This window comes from Mixta tenebrionis (assembly GCF_006517625.1).
In the GTDB taxonomy this organism is placed as follows: Bacteria; Pseudomonadota; Gammaproteobacteria; order Enterobacterales; family Enterobacteriaceae; genus Mixta; species Mixta tenebrionis.
The window spans coordinates 1-12,465 of the sequence record NZ_VHQI01000001.1; the positions used below are offsets into that span (position 1 = coordinate 1).

Sequence of the window (12,465 nt, forward strand, 5' to 3'; positions counted from 1 at the left end):
AACGTGGCGGGCAATGAAACCACTACCGTGGAGCAGGACCGCACCGAGACCGTCAACGGTAATGAAACTATCACCGTTGCTGGAAACCGTACCGAGACGGTATCGGGCGATGAGACGCTCTCCATCAGCGGCAACCGTAGCGCAACCGTTAGCCAGAATGAAACGCTACAGATTACCGGCAGTCGAACGACTACGGTAGACGTGGACGATACGGAGACCGTTACGGGCAACCGTACTCTCAACGTTGGTGGTAATGAAACCCATCAGATAACGGGTACTCAGGATATTACGGTTGATGGCGCAAGGACGGATACGGTCAACGGCGATGTCACCACCACCTTTACCGGCGCGCTGGAAGAGACGGTAGCGAAGTCGATGGCCTCGCATATCGTCGGTACGCAAAGCGAAACCGTAGATGGAGCAAAAAGCACCACGGTCGGTGCCGGACATCAGCTGGTCATTAACGCAGGGGGACAGCTGATTGACGTCACCGGCGATCAGCAGCTGCTGGCGTCGGGCAATACGTTAATTGATTCCGGTGCCGCATTAAGCGTGAGCGCGGTGTCCTCAATCAGCCTGACCTGCGGAAGCGCCAGCATAACGCTGGAAAGCAACGGCAACATTACCCTCAAAGGCGTGAATATTTCGTCCACAGCGTCAGGAAACCACAACGTTTCGGGCAATGTCGTGACCTCAAGTTCTGCAGGCGATCACACCGTGTTAGGGGCGATCCTGAAACTTAATCCATAAGCGGATATGGCAATGCGAGAATGGAATCCCGTCGAGCAGCGTTTTGTGCTCGCCCATGAAGACTGGCTGAATTTTGCCCGCAATCGATCGGCCCGGCTGCTCTACTGGCGGGCGGATGAAGACGATCGTCAGATGGTCGAACTTTATCTGCAGGTGCGCGGAGAAGGTTCATGTACGCTGATCCCGCTTTCCCATCCCTTTCGTTCGGCAAATGAGTGGCTGGCTGAGGCTACCCGTGAGCTGATCGCCTATTATCAGGCGCGTCAGGAAGGTGCCCGGCAGCAGGGCATCGTTGCCGACTGGCAGCCGCCGCATAACCAGTATGACGGTGTCGTCGGCTTTTTTTCCGTCGCTCGCAGCCTGATGCAGCATCACCCGGATATTTTCCCCGGTCTGGTATTCGTCATTCAGCCCTCGCATTTTTTCGCGCCGCAGCAGTTTGTGGATGCGCTGGCCCAGCTGCTGTCGCATCCCTTTCTGACCTCGCCGGAGGGCGCACGCATTCGCTTTATCGTACCTGAAAGCGCTGTCACTCCGGCGCTGGATAAGTTGCTTCACCGCTTTCCTGCGCTTACCCAGACGATTAACGGTCGCTACCAGATGCGCAGAGTGCCGGGCGAAGTGGTTGCTAATGCTGGCGATCGCGGGCCGTCCGGCGAATTTCGACGCCTGTATGTGCAGCTGGGCGACACGCTGCGCAATAACGATATGGCGCGTATGGCGCAGCTCCGCCAGCAGATGCTGGATATTACTACTGAACAGGGGTGGCCCGATCAGGCGGCGGTGGTCTGCCTGACGGCCGGCGTGGCGCGGCTGAAGAGCGGGCAAATCCCGCAGGCGCAGGCTGAATATCGTCAGGCGTTACAGTACGCCCGCCAGGCTCAGGAAGTGAAAAATCCGGCCGGCGGCAAATTGATAGTCAATGCCCTGTTCGGTGAAGCCAGCGTGCTACTGAAAAATAATGAGCTGTTTAAGGCCGCCGCCTGTTATCAGGTCGCGGCAGAGCAGGCGCAGCAGGATCAAGACGGCATTCTGGCGGTGGAGGGCTGGCGCATGCGCGCCTGGTGTCTGGATAAAGTTGGTCAACTTGATGCCGCGCTGGACAGCGCCATGTCGGGGCTGGATGCCGGCCTGCTTATCGAGCCGGAAATGCGCGCGCACAGCGGTTTAATGCTGCTGATGCAGTGGCTGCCAGAACGGCTGGGCGTATTTAGCACGCGCCGCAAAAGCCTGCATCAGAAGCTGGCGCAGCTGTTTGGGGAGGAGTGGCAGCAGCACGTTGGGCGCCGGATGGAGCGCGCGGACAGGGAGGTCTGAGAGTGGCATTACTGGTAACGAAACATATCGATCCGGTAGTTGGGGTTGATGTGCACAGCGTCATTATCCCACCGGCTACCGCCCCCGTACCGGTGCCGCATCCACACGCCGGATTTGTGCTCGATCCACGTGAATATCTGAACGCCGTTAAGAACATGCTGGGCGATATGGCGCTCGATTTTATTGGCGATCGGGTAACGGAACTGGCAGAGGCAAACCCTGAACTGACGGCGCAGGTGATGAATACGGCCTCAGGCGTGATGGAACAGGCCGCTGGCGTGATGGAAAACGTCACTTCAAATCCGCTGGTAGCCACAGCGCTGGCGCTGAAAGAGAAAAAAGATGCGCTGATGAATGCGCTGGGCGCAAATATCGGCGCAGGCGGTGGCGGCGGAATAGTTGAAATTAATGGTTTGATGCGTACCACTGCGGGCACGCATACCCAGCATTTTCCAGGCCTGCATTTCCCGCTTGGCGCAACCTTTGCGCCGAACGATATCAATCCTTCGCGTGATGCTGAATCTTATATGGGCAGTAAAACGGTGCTGGCCAACAACGATCCGCTCTCCTTCGCGGTGTTACCCGCGCTGAGCTGTTGGATGAAAGGGTTGTCACCGGGAGAACATAACAGTGCGCACACCCAACGCCACTATCCTTCGCTGCCGACGGCAACGGTGCTGCCGATCCCGATGGGGAGGCCGGTTCTGGTGGGCGGTCCGCCGATACTTAATATGGTGGCGCTGCTTAAGGCATTGTGGGGAGCGTTTCGCGGTTCGAAACTGGCTAAGGCGCTGGCGGATAAGCTGGACCTGCCGTCAGGGTTCTTGCGCTGTACCGTGCTGGATGCCGAGCCGGTCAATTCCACTACCGGTGAAGTGGTGGTGGAGCAGAACGATTTCACCTTGCCCGGACGCCTGCCTTTTAACTGGGATCGTTACTACAATGGGCACCATACCGCAGCGGGTTCGCTGGGCGCGGCCTGGCAGACGCTGGCGGACTGTCGGCTGGAGGTGTTGCGTCATGGTCAGCTGATTGGCGTGGTGGCCTGTTTCCCGGAACGCAAAACCGCTTTCGATCATTTCCCGGTACTGGAAGGCGATGAAGGGGAAGAGAGAGACTGGCAGTGCAGCGATCGTCTGCAGCGCCGGGGAGATCTGCTGATACTCCAGACCCGCAACGGCGTGAGCTGGCACTTTCCGTTACCAGCCGACTGGCGGCAACGCCTGAGTGCGCTGCCGGACAGCGATGAAGCTATCAGGAATGGAAACTGGCAACCGAATGAGAAAAACACACTAAAGCTGCCGCTATCCTCGTTTCATGACCGTAATGATAACGCATGGTGCGCCAGTCGCGATGCCCAGGGAAGAATAATAACCTTTACGGAACGGTGCGGTAATACGCCTGGCGGCAGAGTGCTGCGCTTCGCTTATTCTGAATCCTGTTCGCAGGCGATTTCTGATATCAGCCTGTGGGTTGAGGGCAAAAAAGTACGCACCCTGGTGGGATATCGCTACGACGACCGTGGCGATATGGTCGCGGTGGAAGATGCAGCGGGCGTGCCCTATACCTTTGGCTATGAAGAAGGGCACCGTATGGTGCGCCATACCGATCGTAACGGTCTCTCTTTTTACTATAGCTGGCAGCTGCACGACGACGGCGTGATGCGCGTCACCCATGCCTGGGGCGATGAAGGGCTGTTTGACTACCGTTTTGAATATCACCTTCAGGATCGCACCACGCTGATTACCGATTCGCTGGGCCATACCTCCCGGCTGGAGTGTAACGTCCGTGGCTTTCCCATCAGCCGCACCAACGGCGCGGGGGAGACCTTCAGCTACCGCTACGACGCGGGCGGCCACACCGTCAGGGAAACCGATCCGCTGGGCCACAGCACGGAGTGGCGCTATGACGCGCTGGGTAATGAGGTGGCCCATATTCGCGCCGACTATACCCGGATAACCAGGAGCTTTAATTCAGAGGGGCTGCCGCTTACCGTCACCGACCCGCAGGGCGGCGTCTGGCAACAGGAGTTTGATGACAAAGGTAACCTGACGGTGCAGCAGACGCCAGAAGGGGTGATCACGCGCTATGACTATGACGCAGCCGGACAGCTGAACAAAGTCATACATCCTGACGGCGGCGTGACGCAGCTGGAGTACGATGATTATGGTTTCCTGCATCGCCTGACAGACCCGCTGCAGCGCACGCTGGTCTTCTCGCATGATACAGAAGGCAACCTGCTCAGCCGCCAGGAAGACGGCGATATCACCCGCTATCGCTACGACATTTGCGGTCGGCTGGTTAACGTTCAGCAGCCGGACGGACGTACCCTGGACTGTAACTACGACGCAGAAGGCAACCTGGTACGCTACAGCGATAATAACCGGCTGGTAACGCAATTCAGCTACTGCGGCCAGGGGTTTCTGAAATCCCGCACCGCGCCGGACGGCAGCACGGTGCGCTACCATTATGACACCGAGCAGCAGCTGATCGGCGTGGAAAATCAGCGCGGCGAACGCTGGGCGCTCAGGCGCGATGCCGCCGGACGTCTGACGCAGGAGATCGACTATCAGGGCGGCGTGCGCCGCTATCACTATAATCCGGCGGGGCATCTGACGCAGGCGACCGATCCGCTGGGCAATTTGCTGCAGGTTACCTGCGACAGGATGGGGCGTATCGTCAGCAAAACGCCGCAGGAAGGCCAGGAAGGCGGCGCGGAGCGATTCAGCTATGACGCCTTCGGCAGGTTAACGGAAGCCGTTAATGACACGGCGACCGTCAGCCGGCGCTACAGCGCCGACGGCTGGTTAACGGAGGAGTGGCAGCGCCAGAAAGATATCCTGTCGCAGCATGAATATCAGTGGCGGAATGGCCGCCTGGTCAGGCAGCACCAGCGCGTTTACGGCGCCGGCGGTCATGAACTGTTGCTGAATCAGGAGCAGCAGCTGGACTATGATGACGCGGGCAGGCTCAGCCGGCTGACGCCGGACGATTATACGCCGCTGGAATTTACCTGGGACGGACAACACCGGCTGAGCGAGCTACGCTGCAGCGATACGTTCAGCCAGCTGTTCAGCTATAACCGGCAGGGGTTGCTGAGCCGGCAGCGGGCGCGGGTAAAGGGGCGCGAGGCGGCGGTAACGGAATATGGCTATGATGAGCACAATCAGCTGGTTCAGCGCAGCGACAGTCTGGGCGGGGTGGACAGCTACCGCTACGATCCGCTGGGGCAGATAACAGCGCATACCGACCCAACCGGGCAGATAAGGCGCTACAGCTATGATGCCACCGGCAACCGCTTTCGGGTAACGGCGCAGCATGAAAAAGGTCGCGTGCTGGAACATGCAGACGGCGCGCGCTGGCATATGGACAATGCGGGACAGCTGCGGCTGCTCAGCCGCGGCGGGCATGAACAGCGGCTGGGCTGGGACGCTTACGGCAGGCTGCTGGCGCTGGTTAGCGAAAAGGGGCGCTGGCGTTACGGCTACGACGCGCTGGGACGCCGCCTGTATAAACAGGAGTACGATCCCGGCGGTCAGCAGCTGCTGAAAACCACCTGGTTCAGCTGGGACGACGACCGGCTGGCTGGCGAAGTGTGCCACGACAGGCGGCAGGCCCGGACGGAAGAGGCGACGCAGAGCCATCTGACGGTGCCGGAAAATGAATGGACGGCGCAGGCTTACCTTTATCACCCCGGCACCTTTGAGCCGCTGGTGATGCAGCTGTACCAGGCGGAGCCGGAGGCGGAACCCCTGCGTCGTCCCGGACGGCTGCTGCNTCAGGCGGAGCCGGAAGCGGAACCCCTGCGTCGCCCCGGACGGTTACTGCTCCGGAAAGAGGTGGAGAAGGCGCGGTTAAAGACGGACACGCTCTGTTTTTACCAGAACGATCCGAACGGTATGCCGCTGCGGCTGTGGAGCAGCGCGGGCGAGGTGGTGTGGTCAGCCCGTTACAGCGTAACGGGCAGGGCGCAGGTCAGCGAGTCGTCTGTGGTGAGCCAGCCGCTGCGGCTACAGGGGCAGTATTTTGATGAGGAGAGTGGTTTACATTACAACCGCTTCCGCTACTATGATCCCTGTGCGGGGATGTTTATCAGCCAGGACCCGATAGGNAGAAGGCGCGGTTAAAGGCGGATACGCTCTGTTTTTACCAGAACGATCCGAACGGTATGCCGCTGCGGCTGTGGAGCAGCGCGGGCGAGGTGGTGTGGTCAGCCCGTTACAGCGTAACGGGCAGGGCGCAGGTCAGCGAGTCGTCTGTGGTGAGCCAGCCGCTGCGGCTACAGGGGCAGTATTTTGATGAGGAGAGTGGTTTACATTACAACCGCTTCCGTTACTATGATCCCTGCGCGGGGATGTTTATCAGCCAGGACCCGATAGGGCTGGTTGGGGGGCTGAATCCATATCAGTACGGTCCGAATATCTTTAGATGGATCGACCCTTTAGGTCTCAAAACTAGCTATTCACAGAAATTACGAAATGCTGGTATACCACAACCCGCTGGTTTAACTAATCCTCATGGGCATCATATTGTATTTAAGGGTGATTTTCTGGTGACTCTAGAGAGCCATATGTGAATATTAGTAAGAATATACTCGGTAAATATGACATAGATCCTGTTAATGATCTCTCTAATTTAATGTGGGCTTCAAATGTTGAAGGTGTACATACAACTGAGAATGCTAAAAAAGTTGCGCTGGAATTGGTTAAAGCAGATAAAGAAATTGGTGCTGATCTTGAATCAGGGAAAATAAATAAAAAATGTGCCAAGTCAAAAATGCAAACTAGGCTTCAGTCAATTGGAAAATCAGTTTTCGGAGGATATTAAATTGGAAGATTTTTATATTGATTTTGAAAAAAAGCTGATTGAAGCTGTTGAAGGGGATTTTTTTAGTCTTTATAAAAAAATGTCCAATGAGGAAATTTATGTTGGAAGTTTGGTTGTTGATAGCGATCTGACAGGTTTTTTTCTTATATTCAACACAGTAGAGTATTTAAGAAAAAAAGATGAATCATTATCAAGAGACGATCAATTCAAAGAGTTTAGAGAAATTTTATCTCCTGATGAACTTAAGAAATTACTTGGAAATTATGATGGTAGTTTTAGAAGTACAAAGTGGATTCCTGATGAATGGGGATACGGGAATAATTCTCTAGATTTTAGTTTAGTAAATGAGATGAGTAGAAAGCTGTCAGAGAAAAGTAATTTGTTAGGTGATGATTTTTCTGATTTTGAAAAAAATTCATGAAATTATGATAGTGTCTTTATCTAAATTAAAAAAGACCATTTCTGATAACTCAATTGATAATATTTTTTTATTTATATCTATTTCAGATGATGAGAGAGCTAAATGTATTGAAAATGAGTCTGCAAAGATATTAAATTCAGAGAGTGAATATAACGAATTTATTAAACGTACAAATGGTTAATAATAGCTAGCAGGGAAGGGATTAAACCTTCCCTGCTATTTTATTGCCACCTTAAAACCACGTCCTGTGGACGTGGTTATCGCCCCGATTTTGGCTCTGCCTGTAAAAACCTGCCCATGTCAAACTTCTTATCCGTTGTCCCCACAACTGATAAGGAAATTCAACATGAGCAGGTTTTAAAGAACTTCCCACGTGCTGTGGCATTGTCAATACCATATAGTCTGGACGCCAAAGTGTCGCTTCAGGATATTAAAAGGAAATGTTGGTAAATAGGTTTACCGGCAACCCTGGATTTTGAGCGAACAGCTTAAAATCTAGATAGTTGAGTTAAATGTGCAGCTGGATCAGGTATATCTTTTGGTAAAGATCCTGCCGAAGCTATCAGTATCAGAAGTAATGGGTCATTTGAAAGGCAGAACAGCAATAAGGTTGTTCAGTAAGTTCCCGTACCTGCGTAAGCACAAATTATGGGGCAATCACTTTTGGGCCAAAGGATACTGCGTGGACACAGTCGGAGTAAATGCTGAAATGATTCGTAAATATGTAAAATACCAAGAGAAGCATGAAGTTGAAGATAAACAACTATCGCTTCATGAGGTGTGAAGAGAGGGCTCTAAGAGTCCGAACTTAGTACGCCCCTATGGGGCGAAGAATAAAGCCGCCTTCTATGAAGGCGGATTTTTACTATTCAATATCGGTTCAATTAGCTAAATTTTCTTGGCTTTTTATAGCAGATTTAAATAGAATATTATATATGCCAATGATAGAGCCTTCAAATAAACAACCGTAAGCAAATAGCCCCTCAGGAAGTGGTATCGCGATAACAGAACCTATTGGTATTTTTTTATAGCCATGTTAGGCGCTTTCTTCGCTTGGGTTAAAAAATAAATATGTACTTTCTTTGCGGTGTGTGGTAACGCAGGATATTACTTAACCGCATCAGCCTCCCCTTAATTTAAATTACCTGACAAGAGAGCCAGGAAAACCCTTAAAATTAAACAATGCTCCGCCCAGGTCTCTTTTCATTATCAACACAAAACCTTATCGCTCTTTTATCTGCCTCAAAGTCAATACAAAACTTTACCATTCTGTGATTCATTTCAAATTTTTTGCGCCTGTGCGGGTGGCGTTGTTATTGATGCTGGCTGATTGATGAACCATTTAGGTTAAATGTTATTTATTAGCATATACGAGCGCGCCAACAGCTAACTGGCGCAATCGTTTTTTAACATTTGTTAGATTGCTATTTATATAACAGGGCGGGAAGTTGTCGATCCTTTGCCCACAGGGATGTTATTTATGAAAAAAACCGCTATTGCCAGTATGCTGGCCGCTTTATATTTCAGTCAGCCGCTTTATGCGATGGAAAGCTATTTTGTCTATAGCCCGCAGGATAATCCGGTATTTCAGGTGCGCTTCTTTGACGTCGGCGATGGATTTTTTATGTCCGATGACGACGGGGAAGATACGCTGGCATCAACGTGGAATCTGAACCATCAGCAAAAAGAAAAAGTGCTACAGGCGCTGCGCTACTGGGCGCAGGTTATTACGCCAGCGCCAGGGCAGCCGTCCGCAATCATTAACGTTGGGACTGTCGATGACTACAATGCTTATGGCAATAGCTGCAGGAGTACGGCTGGGGACAGCTCGCTCACTCAGCTACAGGCCGCGCTCCAGGGGACAGATACGGCGGGACTTACTTTAGGCTCGCACGGGCAATTTGCTCTCGGCAAAATGGATTTTGACAGCGCAACCTATCTTCCATCCCAGATGCCGATCACAAGAGAGGTAGATCTGGTCAGCGTTGCCGTGCATGAACTGGCGCACGGGCTGGGCATCGATAGTGGAACAAGTGATTTATATGGAGAAAACTCTTTCACTCCCTTCTTCGTTAATGAACCGCTAAGCACATGGGCTGCACATCTGCGCGATGACAACGGCAATCCTGCTCGTCCAGGGCAGGCGATCCTTTGCACCGGCTGTAATAATCGCTGGGATCCGCAGGCCTTTGACGTACGGCAGGATAAAGGCTACTTCACCGGCAAACATGTCGATGAAGTGCTGGCAGGCGCCATGCCTGGCATTCCGGTAAGAATGCTGGGTAACTATGGCGAGCCGGACGATGATTATATGGGTCATATTGAGCTGAAAAACAGCCTGATGAGCCATCAGGTTTATCGCAATTACACTACCTTTATGGAAGCGGAGCTGGCGCTGCTGCAGGATCTCGGTTATCACATCGATCGCCGTAACTTCTTTGGCTACTCCCTGTACGGCGACGGGCAGACGCTGGTCAACCGGCACGGTTATTTCCAGCGTAACGCGCAGGGCGATGGCTACCTGGTTGGCCGTTACAATACGGCAGCGTTAGGGCTGGGTCTGCACGTTTACGGCAGCAACAACCGCATCTTCCAGCAGGCGGATCTGTTGACCAAAGGAGAAGGCGGCGCAGGTATTCGCGTTGATGGACAGAATAATACCCTGACTATCGAGCCCGGCACGCGGGTGTATGCCGATGGGCTGAACGGACGCGGCATTATGTTTAGCTACGGCAAAGATCATAATTTGATCCAGCGTGGCGATGTACAGGCTACCGGCGATTATGGTATCGCCCTTAGCTTTGACTTCGGTAGTAACCTGTTGGGTAATCTTGATGATTTTCGCGGCTCCTGGATACATGTTTATCAGGGGGAAATGGCTGAACTATTACCGGAGCTGACTGGCGCGCTGGCGAACAGCGTGGATATCAGCGGGCGCGTAGCGGGGAAAGCGGCGGCGATTTATATTTCCGGCAATGCGCTGGTGAGCAATATTAATCTGTTAAGCGGCGCGGCGCTGGAAGGGAATATTATCTCTGACTACAACTGGCAGGACGCTTACGGACGCCAGCTGCTGACGCAGCTAACCTTTGGACGGCTCGCCGATGCGCAGGGGCGCGCTACCGGGCAGGCCGATCCGGCTTTCCGGATGCGTTACCAGGGCGATATTACCGGCCTGAATAATCTGGATCTGCATCTCGACGGCGGCGTCACTTCGCTGAACGGCAGCCATCAGCTTCACAGCCTGACCATCGCCCCCGGCGCCGCGCTGGCAGGCAACAGCGATTACACCCTTAATTCGCTGGGGCGTTTTATTAATAACGGCGTGCTGACGCCGGGCAACTCGCTGGGCGCGATAACCGTTAACGGCGATTATCAGCAGGGCGACAGCGGTCAGCTGCTGCTGGAGTTTGACGGACGCGGCGAACACGATCGCCTGGCGGTTAACGGCGATGCCCGGCTGGCAGGTTCGCTGACGTTTGTTCCCCAGCGCGACTGGTATGCCACAGGCTGGCGGCTTGATGCGCAGGACTGGTTCACCAGCAGCAGTCAGAGCGGGGAGTTCGCCGCGGTTAGCGGGCTGCTGAATTCGCCGACGCTGGCGCTGGCGGTGCAGCCAGGCGAGGAAGGCGGCTGGCGGCTGTCAATGCAGCGCGCGAAAAATGCCTACAGCCAGTACGCTACCGATCGCAACGCGCAAAAGGTTGGCCGCGCGCTGGATCGTATTGCGCTGGCGGCGCGACATGATATTCAGCCGCTTTACCGCGCGCTGGATTTCTCCGCTGCGGACGGCAGCCAGATCGAGCATGCGCTGCATCAGCTCTCACCGGCCGCTTACGGTTCGCTGTTCGCCAGCTCGCTCTATCGCGAACGGCAGCTTACGCAGCTGGTTAACGCCCCCTGGATCAGCAACTCGCCGCAAGCTGAAGGCTGGCATGGCTTTGCTAAACCCTTTGGCGGCAGCTATCAGCAGCAGCGTCAGGACGGACGTGCAGGCTATCAGCTCAGCAGCTACGGCATGGCGATCGGCGCGGAAAAACGCAGCGAGCACTATCGCGACTGGATTTGGGGCCTGCACGCTGCGGTAGGGCACCAGTCGACGACGACGAAAGCGCCGGAAAATGGACGCGGTAAAACCAACGCCTTCGATCTCGGCATACAGACCCGCTATGCGGCTGATGAACAGGCGGGGCTCTATCTGTTCGGCAACGGCCGGCTTGGTATTGAAAAGGGTGAAATGCGTCGCCAAATCGGCGTTAGCGACTATCGCGCCAGCCATAACGCCAGCTGGACAGGCTGGAGCGGCGCGCTCAGCGCCGGCGGCGGCTACCGGCTGGCGCTAAACGATCGGTTTGATTTCGGACCTGTCGCCGCGTTGAATTACACCAGGGTGCAGCGTCCAGGATTAACCGAATCGGGCAGCGATGCCAGCCGGTTACGGCTGGACAGCAACCATGTCGACTCGCTGCGCAGCAGCCTCGGCGTCGGCGGACGCTGGCAATATCCGCTGTACCGCGGCGGTATGCTTAACAGCACGCTGCAGCTCAGCTGGCAGCATGAAATGCTGCCGACCACTACCACCCAAACCGCGCGCTTTGCCCGCTATCAACAGGCTTCTTTCAGCAGTAAAAACCGGACGGCGGGACGGGACGCGCTTGGCGTCAGGGCGGGCGTAGATTATCAGCTAAGCCCGACGATGACGCTGGGAGCCGGCGTGGACAGCGAACTGTCAGGAAAAGATTACCATGCGGTAAGCGGCAATCTCTCCGTGGCCTGGCGTTTCTGACAGGCAGCCTTCGCTGGCCGCGTAAGCGCGGTCAGCGACCTCTACGGCGGCTTCGCTTTTATCTGCGGGCCGCTGGCAACAACACTCCTGATACCGATCTTCATCGCATCCAAAACGCTGCCCACCGCTCTCCCAGGTTAAATCGGTTGCGGTCAGGCCCGGCACGCAGATAGCCACTTTTTAGCTGGGCTTCATAAGCTGCCGCGATCTGGCGCCTTTACCCACCACAATAGCAGCGCGCGCGGGCAGCAACTTAACCGGCGTCGCCCCTGCTATTGCGACGGCCGGAAGCAGCATCAACGCTGTTCATCACCCTGGGAGCGTGGTTAAGCAGACGGCTGGCCGCGACGGGTTGAAAATGAGC

General features: G+C 54.8%; 7 protein-coding genes and 1 pseudogene. All 8 read left to right on the forward strand.

Going from position 1 to position 12,465, the window contains the following annotated elements:
- Positions 1 to 750 (forward strand): bacteriophage T4 gp5 trimerisation domain-containing protein (locus FKM52_RS00005; RefSeq protein WP_425462645.1); only part of this gene is annotated, 750 nt, incomplete at its 5' end.
- Between the two features lie 12 nt (positions 751 to 762).
- The gene (locus FKM52_RS00010; RefSeq protein ID WP_141174160.1) at positions 763 to 2,067 is read left to right on the forward strand and encodes a tetratricopeptide repeat protein; all 1,305 of its coding nucleotides are present in this window, start codon (positions 763 to 765) and stop codon (positions 2,065 to 2,067) included.
- Between the two features lie 731 nt (positions 2,068 to 2,798).
- Positions 2,799 to 6,194, forward strand: coding sequence for a DUF6531 domain-containing protein (locus FKM52_RS00015; protein WP_425462646.1), 3,396 nt, complete (start codon positions 2,799 to 2,801; stop codon positions 6,192 to 6,194).
- Positions 6,143 to 6,643, forward strand: a complete 501-nt coding sequence (locus FKM52_RS22065) for an RHS repeat domain-containing protein (protein WP_281284962.1) — start codon at positions 6,143 to 6,145, stop codon at positions 6,641 to 6,643. Before FKM52_RS00015 ends, FKM52_RS22065 begins: the two co-directional genes overlap by 52 nt.
- Positions 6,640 to 6,894, forward strand: a complete 255-nt coding sequence (locus FKM52_RS21595; protein WP_246085479.1) for a Rhs-family protein — start codon at positions 6,640 to 6,642, stop codon at positions 6,892 to 6,894. Before FKM52_RS22065 ends, FKM52_RS21595 begins: the two co-directional genes overlap by 4 nt.
- A 1-nt stretch (position 6,895) precedes the next feature.
- Positions 6,896 to 7,315: a DUF4303 domain-containing protein gene (locus tag FKM52_RS00025; protein WP_141174162.1), complete on the forward strand. Its 420-nt coding sequence runs from the start codon at positions 6,896 to 6,898 to the stop codon at positions 7,313 to 7,315.
- A gap of 373 nt (positions 7,316 to 7,688) precedes the next feature.
- A pseudogene (gene tnpA, locus FKM52_RS00030) lies at positions 7,689 to 8,099 on the forward strand (IS200/IS605 family transposase).
- Positions 8,100 to 8,795: 696 nt separating this feature from the next.
- Positions 8,796 to 12,101, forward strand: a complete 3,306-nt coding sequence (locus tag FKM52_RS00035) for an autotransporter outer membrane beta-barrel domain-containing protein (protein ID WP_141174163.1) — start codon at positions 8,796 to 8,798, stop codon at positions 12,099 to 12,101.
- The last annotated feature ends 364 nt before the right edge of the window (positions 12,102 to 12,465 follow it).